We start from the raw sequence: 20,946 nt of genomic DNA on the forward strand, positions 1-20,946 counted from the left end.
GGTCGGGGCTTGTCGGCCCGCGGGTGCCGGAGCACACTGGTGACGGCGGGCGGCGACCCGCGTCACGCGGACGACGCGAGGAGGCATCCATGCCCGATGCGACGATCGTGCCGCCGGCGCCGGCGCTCGGTGACGTGGCCGCACGGCAGCTCCGCCCGGCGGCGGCCGCGCTCATCGGCGCGCTGGTCGGCATCACCTGGGCCGCCGGGCTGCGCGCCTACATGGCGGCGCTTGTCGGCCAAGGCTCCGTCTTCTCCTGGTCGACGCTGGCCTCGATCCTGATACCGGGAGCGATCGCGGGCGCCTGCCTCGGGCTGGCGCACGCACTGCGTGACCATCGCTCGCGCCGGGTGTGGCTGCTGGGGCTCGCGCCCTTCGCCTTCGCGGTGCTGACGCTGCTCGAGCCGGGTGCGCTCGTGGCGCTGCTCACGGCCGGGCTCGGTGGCGGGTCGATCGCGGTACCCGCGCTGCTGGTGCTCGGCGGCTTCGGGCTCGGCACCATCGGGCCGCGCATCGCACGCATCGCCTGCCTCTCCCTCGCGCTGCTGCTCACCGTCGGCATAGCGGCGACCGTGCCGGGCGTCGGCGGTGACCGCCTGGCGCTCTCCGCGCCGCAGGGGGTGTGGGCGATGGTGCTGGTCGTCGGCCTGCTGCTGACCGGCATGCTGGGCACGGCGCTGGCGTTCCGGCCCGCGGTGCGAGCCGGGCGGTAGCCGCGGTCGGCTCCGCACGGTGGCTCCGACACGACCGGCTCCAGCACGATCGGCTCCCTGCAGGTCGTCGCCGACGTCCGTCAGTGCGCGGCGGCGTCCCAGTTGGGGCCGACGCCCACCTGCACCTCGAGCGGCACAGAGAGGTCGGCGGCGCCGCCCATCTCTGCGCGCACGATCGCCTCGAGCGCCTCGCGCTCCCCCGTCGCCACCTCGAACACGAGCTCGTCGTGCACCTGCAGCAGCATGCGCGAGCCGAGGCCCTCGTCGATGATGCGGCGGTCGATGGCGATCATGGCTCGCTTGATGATGTCGGCGGCCGAGCCCTGGATGGGCGAGTTGAGCGCCTGCCGCTCGGCGTTCTCGCGCAGCACGCGGTTCGACGAGGTGAGGTCGGGGAACGGGCGGCGGCGGCCGAAGATGGTCGTCGTGTAGCCGTCGTCCTTCGCCTGCATGACGACGCCGCGCAGGTAGTCGCGGATGCCGCCGAAGCGCTGGAAGTAGTCGAGCATCAGCTGCTTCGCCTCGGCCTGCGTGATGCGCAGCTGCTTCGAGAGGCCGAAGGCGCTCAGCCCGTATGCGAGGCCGTAGCTCATGGCCTTGACCTTCACGCGCTGCAGCGCCGTGACCTCTGCCGGCTCGACGCCGAAGATGCGGCTGCCGACGAAGCGGTGCAGGTCCTCGCCCGAGAGGAAGGCCTCGATGAGGCCCTCGTCGCCCGAGAGGTGCGCCATGATGCGCATCTCGATCTGCGAGTAGTCGGCCGTCAGCATGGTCTCGAATTCGGGCCCGTGCACGAACGCGGAGCGGATCTCGCGGCTCACCTCCGTGCGCACCGGGATGTTCTGCAGGTTCGGGTCGTTCGAGGAGAGCCGGCCGGATGCCGAGCCGGTCTGGTCGTAGCGGGTGCGGATGCGCCCGTCATCCTGGATCGCCTTCAGCAGCGCCTCGATGATCTGCGCGAGCTTCGTCGTCTCGCGGTGCTGCAGCAGCAGGCCGAGGAAGGGATGCGGGTTCGTCTCCTGCAGATCGGCGAGCGCCTGCGCGTCGGTCGAGTAGCCCGTCTTGGTGGCGCGCGTCTTCGGCATGTCGAGCTCGTCGAAAAGCACCGTCTGCAGCTGCTTCGGGCTGCCGAGGTTGACCTCGTGGCCGATCTCGGCGAAGGCGGCCTCGGCGTGGCCGGCCGCCTGCTCGCGCATGGTGTCGTGGATGCGCTGCAGCACCTCGCGATCCATTGCGACGCCCTGGCGCTCCATGCGGCACAGCACCGGCATCAGCGGAAGCTCGATGTCGTCGAGCACGCCGCGGGTGCCCTCGTCGAGGCGGGGCCGCTGCGTGCGTGCGAGCTCGCCCGTGAGCCAGGCGACGGTGCCCAGCTGCTCCGGTGCGATCTCGGGCACGAGCTGATTGGGGTCGGGGGCCGGCAGGGGCGCGCCGAGCAGCGACTCGGTCTGCCAGTCCAGCTCGAAGGTCTTCGGCGGCGCCGTCGGGGTCGCGAGCCAGGCCGAGACACGCGTGTCGTCCACCGCGCCGCCGAGCGTCAGCCCCGCCGTGTCGAGCGTCTTGATGGCCAGCTTCACGTCATGGAGCGCCTTCGGGGCGTCCGACGCGAGCCAGTCGACGAATCCGTCGTAGTCGCCCGTGCCCGCCTTGTAGGGCACGTAGGCGCTGGCGCCCTCGGTCGCGACGCCGAAGCCGGCGATGCCGCCGAGGCCGTCGGGCGCGATCGAGACCGCGACGGTGCCCGTGGCGCGCGTGAGCCACAGGTCGAGCTCCTCGTCGACGAGCTTCTGCACCGCGGGCGCGTGCACCTCGGGTTCGAGTGCGACGGCCGCCTCGCCGCTGCCCTCCTGCTTGAGCACCCGGTCGAGCAGGGTGCGGAACTGCAGCCGCTGGAAGACCTCGCGCAGCGCCGCCTGGTCGACCTTGCCGCGCTCGAGCTCGGTCGGGGTCACGCCCAGATCGACGTCGGTGAGCAGCCTGTTGAGCCGGCGGTTGCGCTCGGCGCGCTCACGCTGCTCGCGCAGGTTGTTGCCCACGACGCCCTTGATCTCGTCGGCGTGCTCGAGCAGGTTGGCGACCGTGCCGTACTCCTTGATCCACTTGACGGCTGTCTTCTCGCCCACCTTGTCGATGCCGACCAGGTTGTCGCTCGTCTCACCGACCAGCGCCGCGATCTCGGGGTACTGCTCGGGCTCGATGCCGTAGCGCTCGCGCACCGCCTCGGGCGTGTAGTGCTTCAGCTCGGAGACGCCGCGCACGGCGGGATAGAGCAGCGTGACCTGCTCGTTGACGAGCTGGATGGTGTCGCGGTCGCCGGAGACGACGAAGACATCCATGCCCGCCTTCGGCCCCTCGACCGAGAGGGTGGCGAGGATGTCGTCGGCCTCGTAGTCCTCCTTCGAGATGGTGCGCACACCCATCGCGTGCAGCGCCTCCTCGAGCAGCGGGATCTGCCCCTTGAACTCCTTCGGCGTCTCGTCGCGCGTGCCCTTGTACTCGGGGTACTCGCGGGTGCGGAAGGAGAAGCGCGAGATATCGAACGCCACCGCCAGGTGCGTGGGCTTGTGGTCCTGCAGCAGCTTCAGGAGCATCGAGAGGAACCCGTGGATGGCGTTGGTGTGCTGCCCCTCGGAGTTGACGAAATTCTCGAGCGGGAGCGCGAAGAACGCCCGGAATGCGAGCGAATGCCCGTCGATGACCATGAGGGTAGGCTTCGTGTCCGACACGGCAGTCACCCTATCCCGGGCGGCCGACACGGCTGCCGCGACCTGCAGTGCGGCGGCCGTCACGGCTGCCGCGACCTGCAGTGCGGCGGCCGGTGCGGCCGCCTCGACCCACTTCGAGCGGAGCCCCGATGACCCTGCCCACCGATCCGGCCGGCGCCGAGCCCGACGACGCGACCAAGGCACTGCTCGAGCACCGGCGCGGCAAGCCCGGCGGGCAGCTGGCCGAGCGGATGGGCATCGAGTTCGTCAAGCTCTCGGCCGACCATTCGATCGCGCGCATGCCGGCGGAGGGCAACCTGCAGCCCGTGGGCTTCGTGCACGGCGGCGCCTACTGCGTGATCGCCGAGACGCTCGGCTCGATCAGCGCCAACATCCACGCCGGCGAGGATCGCTATGCCGTCGGCACCGACATCAACGCCACCCACACGCGCTCGATCACCTCCGGCTGGGTCACGGCCGAGTGCCGTGCCGTGCACCTGGGCCGCTCAATGACGGTCCACGAGGTCGTCTGCACCGACGACGAGGGCAAGCGCGCCTCGACCCTCCGCATCACCAACTTCATCAAGTCCCGCTGACGCGCCCGCAGGCCTGACTGGCCACTTCCCCGCGTGACTGGCCACTTCCCCGCGTGACTGGCCACTTCCCCGCGTGACCGGCCACATCCCCGCGTGACCGGCCACATCCCCGCGCGACCGGCCACATGCCCGCGTGACCGGCCACTTCCCCGCGTCACCGGCCACTTCCCCGCGTGACCGGCCACTTCCGCACGTGACTGACCACTCCTCGCATGCGCGCTCAGCGCGTCGGGCGAGCCATCAACGCGCGGCTCAAGCTGCTGTCCAGCTGGAGTAGCGCCGGTGCGCCGCCGCGATCTCAGCGAGGATGCGCTGCCCACCGTCCTCCAGATCGTGCTTGGTGACCGTGATGATGTGCCAGCCGAGCGCGCGCAGTCGTTCGAGCCGCGCCTGATCCCGCGCGTGCTGCTCGGGCTCTGCATGGTGCTCGCCGTCGTATTCGACACCGAGCTTCAGCAGCGGCCAAGAGAGGTCAAGGCGCGCGATGAACGTGCCCGATGCATCGAAGACCTTGTGCTGCAGGACCGGCTCGGGAAGTACGCGGATGACGAGCAGGCGCACCAGCGTCTCGCGAGGCGACTCCGCTCCGACCCGGATGAGCATGAGCGCTCGCCGCGCTCGATTGAGCCCACGTGCCTTGCCGAAGCGACGCACCGCATCCGTCAACTCCTCGACCGTCAGCGCTTCCGCCCTTGCGGGCGATACCAGCCAATCCCCCACACCGACGAGCTCCTCGAGCGTCAGTATGGCCGCGAGATGCACGAACGTGTCGGCCCGCGACTCGACGCGCATGCCTTCGACAACCACGACCGTGGCGCGGATGCGGTGGCCGACAACGCCCGGACGCCGCATGCGGGCGCGTCCTGACGGTGACGCGAGATGCACTCGCCCCTCACGCTCGAGCCGGAGCGGCAGAGGCATGCCGTGGATGCGCGCTGCGGTCGCATGGGAGAAGAACTGATCGCCCTTGGCGAGCACGCGCACTGCCTCGAACAGCGCCTCAGCTTCGTCACCGATCGCTGCGGTGATGCGCGCGCCCCGCGCCGGGGTCGTGAACGCCATCGACCGGAGCTCGGCGTCGCTGTAGCCGCGATCGAGAGCGGCGCGGAGGGTGAAGCCGTGCGGAGAGTCCATGCGGTGCATCATGCGCGGACCGGATGCGGCGCCGCACCGACGGGCGGGCGCGCTGTGGAAAACGCGTCACTCATGCGCGGGGACCGGCCACTCATACGGGGAGTTGGCCGCTCACACGGGGAAGTGGCCACTCACACGGGGAAGTGGCCACTCACACGGGGAAGTGGCCACTCACACGGGGAAGTGGCCACTCACACGGGGAGGTGGCCACTCACACGGGGAGGTGGCCACTCATGCGGGGAAGTGGCCACTCATGCGGGGAGGTGGCCACTCGCGCTCAGGCGGCGGTGGCGGCTGGTGGGGCGGGGCTACTTCTTGGCGGTGCCGAGCTGCTCGATGACGGCCTGCGCGACCTCGGCCATGGTGAGGCGGCGATCCATCGAGGCCTTCTGGATCCAGCGGAAGGCCTCCGGCTCGGCCAGGCCCATGCGCTGGTTCAGCAGGCCCTTGGCCCGGTCGACGAGCTTGCGGGTCTCGAAGCGGTCGGCGAGGTCGGTGACCTCCGACTCGAGGGTGCGGATCTGGTCCCAGCGGGCCAGCGCGATCTCGATCGCAGGCAGGAGGTCGTTCTGCGTGAAGGGCTTCACCACGTAGGCGAGCGCACCGGCCTCGCTGGCGCGCTCGACGAGCTCCTTCTGGCTGAAGGCGGTGAGCAGCACGACCGGCGCGATCTTCGCGGCACCGATCTTCTCGGCCGCCGTGATGCCGTCCATCTTCGGCATCTTCACGTCCATGACGATCAGGTCGGGCTTCAGCTCGGTCGCCAGCTCGACCGCGCGCTCGCCGTCGCCGGCCTCGCCCACGACCTCGAAGCCTGCGGCCTGCAGCGTCTCGACGATGTCGAGGCGGATCAACGACTCGTCCTCGGCCACGAGGACGGTGCGTGCGGTGGTGGGCTGCGGGGCGTCAGCCGTGTCGAGCTGCGGCTCGGCGAAGAGGTCGTCGGTCATGACCACTAGCCTAGTGTTCGTCGGGAGGACGGCCCTGCTCGCCCGACGAGCCGGTGTGGCGGAATTGGCATACGCGGCGCACTCAAACTGCGCTTCCGCAAGGATTGTGGGTTCGAGTCCCACCACCGGCACGGCAGAACGGCCCGCCCCTCGTCAGAGGAGCGGGCCGTTCGCGGTGGTGCGGCGGGCCCGACACGCGCTGCGCGCGGTGCTCGCCAGCGCGGGCTACGCCTCGACGGGGTGCGGCACCGAGGCTACGCCTCGGCGGGGTGCGACACCGTGGCTACCCCTCGGCGGGGTGCGGCGCCGAGTGGATGACCTCGATGCGGCGCTTGCCGTGGTAGGCCGGAGCGGCCTCCTCGTGCACGTCGCCGACGCGGTGCACGCGCAGGTCGTTGGTCGAGCCCGAGATGCCGGGCGGCATGCCTGAGATCACCACGACCTTGTCGCCGATCGCCGCCATCTTCTTGCCGATCAGGATGTCGTCGACCTGCGCGATCATGTCGTCGGTGTGCATGACGCGGTCGACCAGGTGCGTGTTCATGCCCCAGATCATCTGCATGCGGCACTCGACCTCGGGGTCGGGCGTGAAGCCGAACATCGGCATCGCCGGGCGCAGCCGCGACATCCGTCGGGCCGAGTCGCCGGACTCGGTGAACACGACGATGCCCTTCGCCTCCACGAACTCGGCGACCTCGAGCGCGGCGAGCGTCATGGCGCCGCCCTGCGTGCGCGGCTTCGTGCCCAGCGGGGGGATGCGGCCGAGGCCCTGCTCCTCCGTCGCCGACACGATGCGCGCCATGGTCTCGATGGTGGTGATGGCGTGCTTGCCGACGCTCGTCTCGCCCGAGAGCATCACGGCATCCGCGCCGTCCAGGATGGCGTTGGCGCAGTCGCTCGCCTCGGCGCGCGTCGGGCGCGGGTTCTCGATCATCGACTCGAGCACCTGCGTGGCGACGATGACCGGCTTCGCCCAGCGGCGCGCCATCTCGATCGCGCGCTTCTGCACCAGCGGCACCTGCTCGAGCGGCAGCTCGACGCCCAGGTCGCCGCGCGCCACCATGATCGCGTCGAACGCGTCGATGATGTCGGCCAGGTTCTGCACCGCCTGCGGCTTCTCGATCTTGGCCACGACGGGCAGCTTGCGCCCCTCCTCGGCCATGATCTCGTGCACTCGGGTGATGTCGGAGGCGTCGCGCACGAACGAGAGCGCGATGATGTCGGCGCCCAGGTTCAGCGCCCAGCGCAGGTCGGACTCGTCCTTCTCGCTCAGCGCCGGCACGTTGACGGCCACGCCGGGCAGGTTGATGCCCTTGTTCGACGAGACCGGCCCGCCGACGACCACCTCGGTCACGACATCCGTCTCGGTCACCGAGGTCGCGCGCAGCGCGATGCGGCCGTCATCGATCAGCAGCGGGTCGCCGACCTTGACGTCGGCCGGGAGCCCCGTGAAGGTGGTGCCGGCGCGCTGGCCGTCGCCCTCGATCTCGTCGGTCGTGATCGTGAAGGTGTCGCCCTCGGCGAGCTCGAACGGCCCGCCCGGGATCTTGCCGAGCCGGATCTTCGGCCCCTGCAGGTCGACCAGGATGCCGATCGGCTGCTTCAGCTCGTCGGATGCTCGGCGGAGGTTCGCGTACACCTCCTCGTGCACACTGCGGTCTCCATGGCTGAGGTTCATGCGCGCGACGTTCACGCCGGCCACGAGTGCGGCCTTCGTGTTCTCGTAGCCGGCAAGGGCCGGCCCCCACGTCGCGACGATCTTCGCTCTTCTCATCGTCACTCGATACTCGCTTTCGTCATCGCGCCGCCTGGGTGGGATCGGCACGAACGGTTCCATCCTGCCAGGCGGATGCGCGGGGCGCGCCCGCGCATCCGCCCGGCAGGTGGGTGGTCAGGCCGCGAACGGCCGGTCGGTCGCCCGCACGGGTGCGGGCAGCTCGCTCGAGCCCTCGAGGTAGGCGTCGACCGCCGCGGCCGCCGCGCGGCCCTCGGCGATCGCCCAGACGATGAGCGATGCGCCGCGGCCGGCGTCGCCGGCGACGAACACGCCGGGCCGCTCGGTCGAGTAGTCGGGCCGCCGCTGCGGCAGGCCGCGCTCGAACGGGACGCCCAGCGCCTCGCCGATGGACGCATCCGCCCCCGTGAACCCCAGCGCCAGCAGCACCAGATCGGCGGGGATCTCGCGCTCGGTGCCCGCCTTGGGGCGGCGGGTGCCGTCGACGATCTCGGTGTCGGCGATCCTGAGCGCTCGCACCTCGCCGGCCGCGTTCGCGACGAACTCGACGGTGGATGCGAGGTAGGTGCGCTCGCCGCCCTCCTCGTGGCTGGTCTGCACCTCGAACAGGTTCGGGTGCACGGGCCAGGGCTGGTGCTCGGGCCGCTCGGTGGGCGGCTGCACGCCGATCGCGAGGTTCGTGACCGAGAGCGCACCCTGCCGGTGCGCGGTGCCGATGCAGTCGGAGCCGGTGTCGCCGCCGCCGAGCACCACCACGTGCTTGCCCTGCGCGGTGATCTGGTTGGCGGGCTCGGTGCCGGCGACCGCGCGGTTCTGCTGCACCAGGTAGGTCATCGCCGGGTGCACGCCGTCGAGGCCGCGGCCGGGGATGTCGAGCTCGCGCGCTGCCGGTGCGCCGGTGGCGACCACGATCGCGTCGAAGCGCTCGTGCAGCTCGTGCCAGCTGATGTCGCTGCCGATCTCCATGCCGGCACGGAAGCGGGTGCCCTCGGCCTGCATCTGGGCGAGCCGCGCATCGATGGTGTGCTTCTCGAGCTTGAAGTCGGGGATGCCGTAGCGCAGCAGGCCGCCGATGCGGTCGTCGCGCTCGTAGACGGCGACGGTGTGGCCGGCGCGCGTGAGCTGCTGCGCGGCGGCCAGCCCGGCCGGCCCGGAGCCGACCACCGCGACCGTCTTGCCGGTCAGGCGCGCGGGCGGGTGCGGCTCGGTCCAGCCGTTCGCGAAGGCCTCGTCGGCGATCGTCTGCTCGATCGACTTGATCGTCACCGCCGGCTGGTTGATGCCCAGCACGCACGACGACTCGCAGGGCGCCGGGCACAGCCGGCCGGTGAGCTCGGGGAAGTTGTTGGTCGCGTGCAGGCGGTCGCTCGCGGCGCGGCCCTCGCCGCGCCAGGTGAGGTCGTTCCACTCGGGGATGAGGTTGCCGAGCGGGCAGCCCTGGTGGCAGAAGGGCACGCCGCAGTCCATGCAGCGGCCCGCCTGCCGCTTGAGCACGGCCCTGTCGCCCGGCTCGCCGATCTCGCGCCAGTCGAGGATGCGCACCGGCACCGGGCGCTTCTTGGGGAGCTCGCGCTCCGTCACCTTCAGGAATCCACGCGGGTCAGCCACCGGTCACCTCCAGGATCTTGCGCCAGATGTTGTCGGAATCGGGGTCGACGCCTGCCCGCTCGGCATCCAGGCGGATGTCGCGGACGGCGGCCCAGTCGCGCGGCACGAGCTTTGCGATGCGCTGCAGGTCGGTCGCCAAGAGCGCCTCGGCGACGCTCGAGCCGGTCAGCTCGAGGTGCCGGGAGAGGATGGCGCGCAGCTCGATGCGGTCCTCCTCCTGCAGCGGGTCGATGCGCAGCTCGCCCTGGTGGAAGGCGTCCTGGTTCAGCAGCCGCCGGTCGAGGTCGAGGATGTAGGCGCAGCCGCCGGACATGCCGGCGCCGATGTTGCGCCCGGTGTCGCCGAGGATGACGGCGATGCCGCCGGTCATGTACTCGAGCGCGTGGTCGCCGGCGCCCTCGCACACGGCGGTCGCGCCGGAGTTGCGCACCAGGAAGCGCTCGCCCACGACACCGCGCAGGTAGAGCTCGCCGCTGGTGGCGCCGTAGCCGATCACGTTGCCGGCGATCACGTTGTGCTCGGCGACCAGCGCGGCGTCCGCGGGCGGGCGCACGGTCACGAGGCCGCCGGAGAGCCCCTTGCCGACGTAGTCGTTGGCGTCGCCGTGCAGCCGCAGCGCGATGCCGCGCGGGATGAAGGCGCCGAGCGACTGGCCGGCGGAGCCGCGCAGCGTCAGGTCGATCGTGCCGGGCTCGAGCCCGGCCTCCCCCGCGCGCTTCGTGACGGCGTTGCCGAGCATGGCGCCGACCGCTCGGTCGGTGTTCGCGATCTCCAGATCCAGCACCAGCGACTCCCCCGCCGCCAGCGCACGCTCGAGCTGCGGCAGCAGCGCGGTGTCGAGCTGCTGCTCGAGCTCGTGATCCTGCTCGGTCATCCTGCGCGGCGCGCCCTTCGCGCCCGCGGGCTGCGCGAGCACGGGGGCGAGGTCGAGCCCGGCGGCCTTCCAGTGGCGGATCGCCGGGTCGACGTCGAGCAGGTCGGCGCGGCCGATCGCCTCGTCGAGCGACCGCAGGCCCAGCGAGGCGAGCAGCTCGCGCACCTGCTGGGCCAGGAACTCGAAGAACTGCACCACGAACTCCGGCTTGCCGGTGAAGCGCTCGCGCAGCACCGGGTTCTGCGTGGCGACGCCCACCGGGCAGGTGTCGAGGTGGCAGACCCGCATCATGATGCAGCCCGAGACCACCAGCGGCGCGGTGGCGAAGCCGAACTCCTCCGCCCCCAGCAGCGCGCCGATGATCACGTCGCGGCCGGTCTTCAGCTGCCCGTCGACCTGCACGCTGACCCGCTCGCGCAGGCCGTTGACCATCAGCGTGTGCTGGGTCTCGGCGAGCCCGATCTCCCACGGGGTGCCGGCGTGCTTGAGCGAGTTGAGCGGGCTCGCGCCCGTGCCGCCGTCGTGGCCGGAGACCAGCACGACGTCGGCCTTCGCCTTCGCCACGCCCGCCGCGACCGCGCCGATGCCCGACTGGGAGACGAGCTTCACGTGCACCCGGGCGGATGCGTTGGCGCGCTTGAGATCGAAGATCAGCTGCTTGAGGTCCTCGATCGAGTAGATGTCGTGATGCGGCGGGGGCGAGATGAGGCCGACGCCGGCGGTCGCGTGCCGGGTGCGGGCCACCCACGGGTAGACCTTGCCGGGCGGCAGCTGCCCGCCCTCGCCGGGCTTGGCGCCCTGCGCCATCTTGATCTGCAGGTCGTCGGCGTGCGTGAGGTACATGCTCGTGACGCCGAAGCGGCCGGAGGCGACCTGCTTGATGGCGCTGCGCCGCTCGGGGTCGAGCAGCCGCTCGACGTCTTCGCCGCCCTCGCCGGTGTTCGACTTCGCGCCCAGCCGGTTCATGGCGATCGCGAGCGTCTCGTGCGCCTCCTGCGAGATCGAGCCGTAGCTCATGGCCCCGGTGGAGAAGCGCGTGACGATGGACGCGACCGACTCGACCTCGTCGATCGGCACGGGAGTGACCGCATCCGTCTGCAGCTTCATCAGACCTCGCAGCGTCTGCAGCTGCTCCGCCTGGTCGTCGACGAGCCGCGTGTACTCCTGGAACACCTCGTAGCGGCCCGTGCGGGTCGCGTGCTGCAGCTTGAAGACCGTCTCGGGGTTGAATAGGTGCGGGGCGCCGTCGCGGCGCCACTGGTACTCGCCGCCGGTCGCCAGCCGCTCATGCGCGAAGGGCGCCCGCTCGTCGGGGTAGGCGGCGCGGTGCCGCAGCCGGTTCTCCTCAGCGATCACGTCGAGGCCGACGCCGCCCAGCGGCGAGTGGGTGCCGGTGAAGTAGCGGTCGACGAGCGCCTGCGAGAGGCCGATGGCCTCGAACGCCTGCGCGCCGCCGTAGGAGCCGACGGTCGAGATGCCCATCTTCGACATGATCTTCGTGACGCCCTTGCCGAGCGCGTTGATGAGGTTGCGCACGGCCGTGTCGACGTCGGCGCCCAGCTGCCCGGTGAGGGCCAGCTGCTCGGCGGTCTCCATCGCCAGGTAGGGGTTGACGGCGCTCGCGCCGTAGCCGATCAGCAGCGCCACGTGGTGCACCTCGCGCACGTCGCCGGCCTCCACCACGATGCCGACCCGCATGCGAGTGGATGCGCGGATCAGGTGGTGGTGCACGGCGCTCGTCATGAGCAGGGTCGGGATGGGCGCGAGCTGGTCGGTCGAGTCGCGGTCGGAGAGGATGACGTACTGCGCGCCGTCGACGATCGCCTCGTCGACCTCGCGGCACATCTCGGCCAGCCGCCGCTCCATCGCCTCTGCCTGCGTCGCCTCTGCCTGCGTCGCCTCTGGGCCGTCGTCGACCCGGTAGAGCCCCTTGACCACCACGGTGCGGCGGGAGCCGGGCGTGCGGTCGATGGAGCGGATCTTCGCCAGCGCGTCGTTGTCGATGACGGGGAAGTCGAGGATGATCTGGCTCGCGTGCGAGGGGGTCGCGGTGAGCAGGTTGCGCACCGGGCCCAGCCCCATCGACATGCTCGTCACGATCGACTCGCGCAGCGAGTCCAGCGGCGGGTTCGTCACCTGCGCGAAGGCCTGCGTGAAGTAGTCGAACAGCAGCCGCGGGCGTTCGGCCAGCACCGCGACGGGCGTGTCGGAGCCCATCGCGCCCAGCGGCTCTGCGCCGGTCTTGGCCATCGGCCCGATGAGCATCTTCACCTCCTCCTCGGTGTAGCCGAAGGTGCGCTGGCGGCGGGTGACGGATGCGGCGGTGTGCGCCACGTGCTCGCGGTCGGGCAGGTCGTGCAGGTGGATGCGGCTCGACTCGAGCCACTCTCCCCATGGCTCCATCTGCGCGAGCTCGCGCTTGATCTCCTCATCCGGCACGACGCGGCCGGCCTCGGTGTCGACCAGGAACAGCACGCCCGGCTGCAAGCGGCCGCGGCGGACGACGCGGCTGGGCTCGATCGGCAGCACGCCCGTCTCGCTCGCCAGCACGATCAGGCCGTCGGAGGTCTCGAGCCAGCGGCCGGGCCGCAGGCCGTTGCGGTCGAGGGTGGCGCCGACGACGGTGCCGTCGGTGAAGCTGATGGCTGCCGGCCCGTCCCACGGCTCCATCAGCAGCGAGTGGTACTCGGCGAACTCGCGCAGCCGGCGGGGCATCTCCGGCTGGTTCTCCCACGCGGGCGGCACCATCATCATCACCGCGTGCGGCAGCGAGCGGCCTGCGAGCGTGAGCAGCTCGAGCACCTCGTCGAAGGAGGCGGAGTCGCTCATGCCGGGCGTGACGATGGGCGTGAGCGGGCGCAGGTCGCCCAGCAGCTCGCTCGCCAGCTGCGACTCGCGGGCGCGCATCCAGTTGCGGTTGCCCTCGACCGTGTTGATCTCGCCGTTGTGGGCGATCATCCGCAGCGGCTGCGCGAGCGGCCAGGAGGGGAAGGTGTTGGTCGAGTACCGGGAGTGGACGATCGCGAGCTTCGTCTCGAAGCGCTCGTCCGACAGATCGGGGTAGAACGGCTCCAGCTGGAGCGTGGTGACCATGCCCTTGTAGGTGATGGTGCGGCTGGAGAGCGAGGGCAGGTACTCGCCCAGCTCGCGCTCGATGCGCTTGCGCAGCCGCCAGGTGAGCCGGTCGAGCTCGATGCCCGTCGTCGGGCCGTTGGCTCCGGTCACGAAGAGCTGGTGGATGGCCGGCATGGCCTCGCGGGCGAGCGTGCCGAGCGCGTCGGGGACGGTGGGCACCTCGCGCCAGCCGAGCACCCGCAGGCGCTCCTGGCCGGCGAGCTCCCAGATGCGCTCCTGCACGCCCCGGCGCTCCGCCTCGTCCAGCGGCAGGAAGGCGAGCCCGGCGGCGAACGTGCCCGCCTCTGGGAGCTCGAAGTCCACCACGGCCCGCAGGAACGCATCCGGCATCTGGGTGAGGATGCCTGCGCCGTCCCCGGTGCCTGCGTCAGAGCCGACCGCGCCGCGGTGCTCGAGGTTGCGCAGCGCTTCGAGCGCCAGCGCGACGATGTCGTGGCCTGCCGTCCCCCGCGTCGTGGCGACCATCGCCAAGCCGCATGAGTCGCGTTCGTGCCTGGGGTGGTACATGCCTGTCGCGGCCGGCAGGCCGAGGCCCCGCGAGGTGAAGGCCCCGTTCGAGAGATCGCTGATCGTGCGCATGTGTGCTCCTGTGCTGTGCGTGCTGCGGGTCGGAGCGGGACGCCATCGGCCCGCAGCGCGCTCAGGGGCGCGCAGTCCCTATCTGGTGGGGGCCGCGGGTTCTGCGGCGGGCTCAGCCTCGTCCTGGGTGCGGGTCTCGGGGAGCTCGGTGTAGACGTCAGAATCTACACCCTCTTCGGCCCCCGGCTCGCGCCCTGGCTGCCACGGCGAGGGCTCGAGCCCCGGGTGGCGGCGCGTCTGCACGACCCACACGACCACGCCGACGGCGATCGCGAGGAACGCCATCCAGACGTTGGTGCGGATGCCCAGCAGCAGCTCGGAGGGGTCGAGGCGGATGGTCTCGAACACCGAGCGGCCCAGGCCGTACCAGATCAGGTAGAGCGCGATCAGGCGACCCCACTGCATGTCGCGCTTGCGGTCGAGCCACAGCAGCAGCGCGGCGCCCAGCACGTTCCAGACGATCTCGTACGCGAAGGTGGGGTGGAAGAGCGTCTCCGGCGGCAGGCCGACCGGGAAGGCCGGGTTGGTCGCCTCGATCTCGAGGCCCCATGGGAGGTCGGTGGGCTGGCCGAAGAGCTCGTGGTTGAACCAATTGCCGAAGCGGCCGAAGGCCTGCGCGAGCAGCAGGCCGGGGGCGAGCGCGTCGACGAAGGTGGTGAAGCGCACGCCGGTGGTGCGGCAGCCGATCCAGATGCCGACCGCGCCGCCGATGAGGGCGCCGAAGATCGCGATGCCGCCCTCCCAGATGTAGAACGCGGTCATCGGGTCGCGGCCGACGCCGAAGTAGTCGTCGGGGTGGGTGAGCACGTGGAAGAGGCGTGCGGCGGCGATGCCCAGCAGCACCGCCCAGACAGCGATGTCGATCACGTAGCCGGCGTCGACGCCGCGCTGCCGCAGCCGGTAGCCGGTGAGCAGCGTGGCGATCACGATGCCGGCGAGGATGCACAGCGCGTAGGTCTGGATGCCCCAGCTCGGGCCCACGAAGCGCAGCAGGAAGGCCAGCACGACGCCGAACAGCAGGCTCATCAGCAGCGTCCAGCCGGCGTCCTTGCGCGTCAGGCGGCCGGTGAACAGCCAGATGCCGAGCACCACCACCGCGATGACGATGCCGAGCACGATGCCGACGACCACCGCGCCGAGCACCGAGCCCTGCACGAGCGGCATGATGCCGAGCGCCTCGAGCCACTGGCCGATGGCCAGCTGCTGCCACTCGGGGCTGGGACTGGGGATGCTCTGGAGCAGTGCTGCTCCGGACTGGCTTGTCACGCGGGGATGCCCTTCTCTGCTGGTGCCGGCGTCGCCGGGCCGCCGTCGAGTGTACCGAGGGCGAGGGAGGCGGCGAGCTCGCGGAGCGCGGGCACCCCGCCCTCGCCGAGTGCGCGCACGAGCGCGGAGCCCGCGATCGCGCCGTCGGCGTAGTCCAGCACCTGCCGCACGTGCTCGCCGGTGGAGATGCCGACGCCGACGCAGCGCAGCGTGTCGCGACCGAGCGTCTCGGCCCGCACGGCGATGCGATCGGCGAGCTGCCGGGCGGCCTGATCGACATCCGCCCTGGTGCCGGTCGTGCCCATGGTCGAGACCGTGTAGACGAACCCGGTGGATGCGTCGATGACGGCGTCGAGGCGCGCGTCGGAGGAGGAGGGGGCCGCGAGGAAGACGCGGTCGAGGCCGTGGCGCTCGGCGGCGGCGAGCCACTCGGCGGCGTTCTCGGGCGTCAGGTCGGGGGTGATGAGCCCTGCGCCCCCGGCGGCCGCGAAGCGCTGTGCGAAGCGGTCGACGCCGTAGCGCAGCACCGGGTTCCAGTAGGTCATCACCAGCAGCGGGATGTCGGTGCGGGCGCTGATCGCCTCGAGCGTCTGGAAGAGCTCCTCGAGCCGGAAGCCGCGCTCGAGCGTCGCCTGCGTGGCGGCCTGGATGACCGGGCCGTCCATGCCCGGGTCGCTGTACGGCACGCCCAGCTCGACGGCGGTGAAGCCGGCCTCGGCGAGCGCGACCACCGCCTCGACGCAGGTGGCCTGGTCGGGGTAGCCGACCGGCAGGTAGCCGATCAGGGCGCGGTTGCCGGTGGCGCGGATCGCGGCCTCGGTGGTGCTCGGTGCCTGCTCACGACTCACTGCTGCTGCGCTCCCTCGTCGAGCATGTCGAACCAGCGCCCGGCGGTGGCGACGTCCTTGTCGCCCCGGCCCGAGAGCGAGACGACGAGCGTCGAGCCCGGTTGCTCCTTCGCGAGCCGCAGCGCACCGGCGACGGCGTGCGCCGACTCGATGGCGGGGATGATGCCCTCAGCGCGCGTGAGCGCCAGGAACGCATCCATCGCCTCCGCGTCGCTCACCGGCAGGTACTCGGCCCGGCCGATGTCGTTGAGCCAGGCGTGCTCGGGCCCGACGCCCGGGTAGTCGAGGCCGGCGGAGATCGAGTGCGACTCGAGCGTCTGGCCGTCCTCGTCCTGCAGCAGGTAGGTGCGCATGCCGTGCAGCAGGCCGGGGGCTCCGCGCTCGATCGAGAGCGCGTGGCGCTCGGTGTCGGCGCCGTCGCCGGCGGCCTCGAGGCCGATCAGGCGCACACCGGCGTCGTCGAGGAAGGCGTGGAAGATGCCCATCGCGTTCGAGCCGCCGCCGACGCAGGCGAGCACGGCGTCCGGCAGGCCGCCGGTCATCGCGATGGTCTGCTCGCGCGCCTCCTCGCCGATGGCGCGGTGGAAGTCGCGCACCATCTCGGGGAAGGGGTGCGGGCCGGCGACGGTGCCCATCAGGTAGTGCGTGGTGTCGACGTTCGCGACCCAGTCGCGCAGTCCCTCGTTGATGGCGTCCTTCAGCGTGCGGGAGCCGCTCGTGACCGGCACGACCGTCGCGCCCAGCAGCCGCATGCGGGCGACGTTGAGCGCCTGGCGCTCGGTGTCGACCTCGCCCATGTAGACGACGCACTCCATGCCGAACAGCGCGGCCGCCGTCGCGGTGGCGACGCCGTGCTGGCCGGCACCGGTCTCGGCGATCAGGCGGGTCTTGCCCAGCCGCTGCGCGACCAGCGCCTGACCGAGCACGTTGTTGATCTTGTGGCTGCCGGTGTGGTTGAGATCCTCGCGCTTGAGCAGGATGCGGGCGCCGGCCTGCTCGCTCAGCCGCGTCGCCTCGGTCAGCAGCGAGGGCCGCCCGGTGTAATCGCGCGAGAGCCGCGCGAACTCGGCCTGGAAGGCCGGGTCGGTGCGGCACTGCTCGTAGCAGGCGGTGAGCTCGTCGATCGCCGCCATCAGCGGCTCCGGCATGTAGACACCGCCGTAGGGGCCGTACCAGGGGCCGTGGTGGTCGCGCAGCCGCGTGTCGGTCATGATGCCCTTCCGAACTCGGCGACGCGGGCCGCGGGGTCGCCGTGGGTGACGAGCGCCTCCCCGACCAGCACCGCATCCGCCCCATCACGCCGGTAGCGCGCGACATCCTCGGCCTCGCGCACGCCCGATTCGGCGACCGCGACGGTGCCGGCGGGGATGCGCGCCCGCAGCTCACCGAAGCGGCCGGGGTGCATCGTGAAGGTCTTGAGGTCGCGGGTGTTGACGCCCAGGATGCGCGCGCCCGACTCGAGCGCGGCATCGATCTCGTGCTCGTCGTGCACCTCGACCAGCACCGACAGGCCGAGCTCGCGCGCGAAGCCGTGCAGCTGGGCGAGCCGCGCAGGCGTCAGCGAGGCGACGATCAGCAGCGCCAGGTCGGCGCCGTAGGCGCGCGCCTCCAGCAGCTGGTACTCGTCGGCGATGAAGTCCTTGCGCAGCACCGGCACCGAGACGGCGGCGCGCACCGCCTGCAGATCGTCGAGCGAGCCCAGGAAGCGGCGCTCCTCGGTGAGCACGCTGATGGCGCTCGCCCCGCCCGCGGCGTAGCTGGCGGCGAGCGACGCGGGCTCGGGGATGTCGGCGAGCGGGCCCTTCGAGGGGCTGGCGCGCTTCACCTCGGCGATGATGTGCGGGCCGTCAGAGTCGGTCTTCGGCGTGCCGAGGATGGCGGCGGCGTCGAGCGGCTGCGGCGTCCGGAGCGCGATCGACTCCAGGCGGGACGTCGGCAGGCTCTCGCGCCGCCGAGCCGCATCCTCGAGCGCGCCCGCAGTGAGCGCGTCGAGCACGGTCAGTGGTCCTGCACGCCGTGGCCGGCCCGCACGAGGATCGGCCAGAGGACGGCGCCGATGAGCAGCAGGCCCGCGCTCGCCCACACCAGCATCGGCAGGTCGAGCACGAAGAAGAACGTGCCGAACAGGACGGCGACGAGCATCACGATGACGCTCGCCCAGGCGGCCTTCGAGTTGCCGTGGCCCGGGTCGACGAACGCCGGGTCGTAGTCGGCCACGTGCAGCTGTGCCGCGTGGTCGTCGCTGATGCCGTTGCTGCGTGCGTTCACGATGCTCCTCGGGTGATGCCGGTCGAACTCGGGCGCGCCGGGTGCGCCTGCCAGCAGTCTACCGAGTCGGATCCTCGCCGTCGTCCATGACATCCCACGCGAGGCCGGATCCGCTGCGCTCGTAGCGGGCGGTGCGCTTGGCGCGCGGCGGCCAGCGGTGGGCGGTGACGAGCACCCACAGCGCCGCCACGATCGCGACGCAGCCGGCGGCGATCCCGAAGCCGGCGGCGCCCTCGATGCTGCGCGCGGCGATCTCGGCGCCCTGCGCCGTGCCGGAGAGGCCGGTGGCCTCCGCGACCAGCGCGTCGAGCGCGGACGCCACCCCCGCCCGGGCGCCGCTGACGTGCAGGATGAGCCCGACGCCCAGCAGCACCGCGAGCACGCCCAGCACGTACCGCCAGATGCGGCCCGCGATCGGCAGCACGAGCGCGAGCACCGCGCAGGCGAGCGACATGGTCGTCAGCGCCCCGGCCAGCTCCTGCCCCGTGGCCGCGAGCACCCGGCCGTCGACGAGCGTGGCGCTGCCCCACGGCTGGGTGGCGGCGATCAGCCCGAGCGCCGCCGCCAGCAGCAGCGTGAGCGCCGCGATCAGCCGGCCGCGCGCCAGCAGCCCGCTCATCGCCGGTGCCGCATCGACGAGGCCACCGCGACGGCCCGCAGCGGCGCGGCCGCCTTGCTGCGCACCTCCTGCAACTCGGTCTCCGGGTCGCTGTCGGCCACCAGGCCAGCGCCCGACTGCACGTGCGCGACGCCCGCCCGCAGCGTGACCGTGCGGATCGCGATCGCGAGATCCGCATCGCCGGCCAGGTCGAACCATCCGACCACCCCGCCGTAGACGCCGCGCTGGGCGCTCTCGAGCTCGTCGATCAGCTCGAGCGCGCGCGGCTTCGGCGCACCGGAGAGGGTGCCGGCGGGGAAGGTGGCGCGGAAGGCATCGACCGCCGAGGCGTCGGCGCGCATCTCGCCCTCGACGGTCGAGACGATGTGCATGATGTGGCTGAAGCGCTCGATCGCCATCAGCTCGGTCACCGCCACGCTGCCCGGGCGGCACACCTTCGCGAGGTCGTTGCGGGCGAGGTCGACGAGCATGACGTGCTCGGCGCGCTCCTTCGGGTCGGCCAGCAGCTCCTCGCCCAGGTCGCGGTCGGCGGATGCGTCGGCGCCGCGCGGGCGGGATCCCGCGATCGGGTGCATGGTCGCCCGCCCCTCGTGCACGGTGACGAGCGCCTCGGGGCTCGAGCCGACCACCGCGTAGGGCTCGCCGTCGGCGGTCTCGAGGCTCAGCAGGTAGAGGTACGGCGAGGGGTTCAGCACCCGCAGCACCCGGTATATCTCGAGCGGGTCGGCGTCGGTGGGCAGGTCGAAGCGCGACGAGAGCACCACCTGGAAGACGTCGCCGTCGACGATGTGCCGCTTGGAGCGCTCCACCATGCCGCGGTAGTCGTCGGCGCTCACGCGCGAGGTGGGCCGCGGCGCCGCATCGCGGTCGAGCGCGGCGATCGAGCCCGGCTGCGGGCGCGTGAGCTCCTGCTCGAGCGCGTCGAGCCGGGCCTGCGCGTCGCGCCACAGCGCATCCGCGTCGTCGGTGCCGTCGTTCAGCACGTTCGCGACCAGGTGCGCCGCGCCCGTGCGGTGGTCGAGCACGACGAGGGTGGCGGCGAGCGACATGGCGATGGCGGGCACGTCGACGTCGCGCTCTGGCGCGTCGGGCAGGTGCTCGAGCTCGCGCACGGCCTCCCAGCCGATGTGGCCGACCATGCCGCTGGTCAGGCGCGGCAGGCCGGGGATGCGCGGGGTCGCCCAGCGGCGCAGCACGTGCTCGACGGTGGCGAGGCCGCCCGCCGGCGCGTCCCTCCCCAGCAGGCGATCCGCGCTGACGAGCTCGGAGCGCCACTCGACGCGGCCGCGGTCGGCGGTCAGCTGCCCGAAGGAGGCGACGCCGACGAAGGAGTAGCGGTTCCAGACGCCCTGCTGCGCCGACTCGAGCAGGAAGCTGCCGGGCCGGCCGGCGCCGTCTGGCCCCTGGGCGAGCCGGCGGTAGACGCCCACCGGCGTCTCGGCGTCGAGGAAGACCTCGCGCACGACCGGCACGATGCGGTGGCCGGGCAGCAGCGCGTCGAAGGCGGCGCGGTCGGTGTCGGTCACGCCCGCTCCCCCGAGCCGCCGGTCTGCGCCTGCGTCATCGGGATGGGCGTGAAGAAGCACGACCGGGCGCCGGTGTGGCAGGCGGGGCCGGTCTGCTCGACCCGGATGAGGATGGCGTCGCCGTCGCAGTCGAGCGCGATCGAGCGCGGCACCTGGATGTGGCCGCTCGTGTCGCCCTTGCGCCAGTACTCCTGTCGCGACCGCGACCAGAAGGTGACGCGGCCCTCGCTCGCGGTGCGGCGCAGCGCCTCGTCGTCCATGTAGCCGACCATCAGCACGTCGCCGTTCGCGTCGTCCTGGATGACTGCGGCCACCAGGCCGTCGGCATCCTTCTTCAGCGTCGGCAGCTCGAGCTCGCCCATCGCACCGTCACCCGCGCTCATCGCACCG

Annotated in this window: 16 protein-coding genes and 1 tRNA gene; 3 read left to right on the forward strand and 14 right to left on the reverse strand. The window is 71.9% G+C overall.

The genetic code is table 11. The features are described from left to right. The first annotated feature begins 89 nt into the window (after nt 1–89). Nucleotides 90–713, forward strand: coding sequence for a hypothetical protein (locus tag J1M46_RS04590; RefSeq protein ID WP_206446736.1), 624 nt, complete (start codon nt 90–92; stop codon nt 711–713). An 80-nt stretch (nt 714–793) separates the two neighbouring features. Here J1M46_RS04590 and polA read toward each other — a convergent pair whose 3' ends face one another. Next, nucleotides 794–3,415 carry a DNA polymerase I gene (gene polA, locus J1M46_RS04595; protein WP_206448578.1) on the reverse strand — a complete coding sequence of 874 codons (2,622 nt, stop codon included), beginning with the start codon at nt 3,413–3,415 and terminating at the stop codon, nt 794–796. Between the two features lie 152 nt (nt 3,416–3,567). Between polA and J1M46_RS04600 the strand changes: the two genes are divergently transcribed. Continuing rightward, complete coding sequence (locus tag J1M46_RS04600) at nt 3,568–4,014, forward strand: PaaI family thioesterase (protein ID WP_206446737.1); 447 nt, start codon at nt 3,568–3,570, stop codon at nt 4,012–4,014. Nucleotides 4,015–4,266: 252 nt separating this feature from the next. On the opposite strand, the gene J1M46_RS04605 is transcribed toward J1M46_RS04600, so the two are convergent. Together J1M46_RS04605 and J1M46_RS04610 are read right to left on the reverse strand one after the other, a co-directional pair. Next, complete coding sequence (locus J1M46_RS04605) at nt 4,267–5,148, reverse strand: endonuclease domain-containing protein (RefSeq protein ID WP_206446738.1); 882 nt, start codon at nt 5,146–5,148, stop codon at nt 4,267–4,269. 308 nt (nt 5,149–5,456) lie between these two features. Continuing rightward, nucleotides 5,457–6,098, reverse strand: coding sequence for an ANTAR domain-containing response regulator (locus tag J1M46_RS04610; protein ID WP_206446739.1), 642 nt, complete (start codon nt 6,096–6,098; stop codon nt 5,457–5,459). Between the two features lie 49 nt (nt 6,099–6,147). Between J1M46_RS04610 and J1M46_RS04615 the strand changes: the two genes are divergently transcribed. Then, nucleotides 6,148–6,229, forward strand: a tRNA-Leu gene (locus tag J1M46_RS04615). 152 nt (nt 6,230–6,381) lie between these two features. Here the strand turns inward: J1M46_RS04615 and pyk are convergent. From pyk to hisI, 11 genes are all read right to left on the reverse strand, one after another. Continuing rightward, a complete protein-coding gene (pyk, locus tag J1M46_RS04620; RefSeq protein ID WP_206446740.1) occupies nt 6,382–7,872 on the reverse strand; it encodes a pyruvate kinase in 1,491 nt (496 codons plus the stop codon). Between the two features lie 117 nt (nt 7,873–7,989). Further along, nucleotides 7,990–9,441: a glutamate synthase small subunit gene (locus J1M46_RS04625; RefSeq protein WP_206446741.1), complete on the reverse strand. Its 1,452-nt coding sequence runs from the start codon at nt 9,439–9,441 to the stop codon at nt 7,990–7,992. After that, the gene (gene gltB, locus J1M46_RS04630) at nt 9,434–14,029 is read right to left on the reverse strand and encodes a glutamate synthase large subunit (RefSeq protein ID WP_446698557.1); all 4,596 of its coding nucleotides are present in this window, start codon (nt 14,027–14,029) and stop codon (nt 9,434–9,436) included. The genes J1M46_RS04625 and gltB overlap by 8 nt, the downstream gene beginning before the upstream one ends. Nucleotides 14,030–14,107: 78 nt before the next feature. After that, a complete protein-coding gene (lgt, locus tag J1M46_RS04635; RefSeq protein WP_342384277.1) occupies nt 14,108–15,295 on the reverse strand; it encodes a prolipoprotein diacylglyceryl transferase in 1,188 nt (395 codons plus the stop codon). Next, nucleotides 15,292–16,143, reverse strand: a complete 852-nt coding sequence (gene trpA, locus J1M46_RS04640; protein ID WP_206446742.1) for a tryptophan synthase subunit alpha — start codon at nt 16,141–16,143, stop codon at nt 15,292–15,294. Before trpA ends, lgt begins: the two co-directional genes overlap by 4 nt. Continuing rightward, nucleotides 16,140–17,354, reverse strand: coding sequence for a tryptophan synthase subunit beta (gene trpB, locus J1M46_RS04645; protein ID WP_206446743.1), 1,215 nt, complete (start codon nt 17,352–17,354; stop codon nt 16,140–16,142). The genes trpA and trpB overlap by 4 nt, the downstream gene beginning before the upstream one ends. Next, nucleotides 17,351–18,139, reverse strand: a complete 789-nt coding sequence (gene trpC, locus J1M46_RS04650; protein ID WP_206446744.1) for an indole-3-glycerol phosphate synthase TrpC — start codon at nt 18,137–18,139, stop codon at nt 17,351–17,353. Before trpC ends, trpB begins: the two co-directional genes overlap by 4 nt. Before the next feature lie 2 nt (nt 18,140–18,141). Then, on the reverse strand, nt 18,142–18,411 hold the full coding sequence (locus tag J1M46_RS04655; RefSeq protein ID WP_446698558.1) for a DUF6704 family protein: 270 nt from the start codon (nt 18,409–18,411) through the stop codon (nt 18,142–18,144). Nucleotides 18,412–18,469: 58 nt separating this feature from the next. Then, nucleotides 18,470–19,030, reverse strand: coding sequence for a Trp biosynthesis-associated membrane protein (locus J1M46_RS04660; protein WP_206446745.1), 561 nt, complete (start codon nt 19,028–19,030; stop codon nt 18,470–18,472). Further along, nucleotides 19,027–20,556 (reverse strand): chorismate-binding protein, encoded by a 1,530-nt coding sequence (locus tag J1M46_RS04665; protein ID WP_206446746.1) that lies wholly within the window; start codon nt 20,554–20,556, stop codon nt 19,027–19,029. The genes J1M46_RS04660 and J1M46_RS04665 overlap by 4 nt, the downstream gene beginning before the upstream one ends. Continuing rightward, nucleotides 20,553–20,939, reverse strand: coding sequence for a phosphoribosyl-AMP cyclohydrolase (hisI, locus tag J1M46_RS04670; RefSeq protein ID WP_206446747.1), 387 nt, complete (start codon nt 20,937–20,939; stop codon nt 20,553–20,555). The genes J1M46_RS04665 and hisI overlap by 4 nt, the downstream gene beginning before the upstream one ends. Between the last annotated feature and the right edge of the window lie 7 nt (nt 20,940–20,946).

It is taken from the genome of Agrococcus sp. KRD186, from assembly GCF_017168255.1.
Classification (GTDB): domain Bacteria; phylum Actinomycetota; class Actinomycetes; order Actinomycetales; family Microbacteriaceae; genus Agrococcus.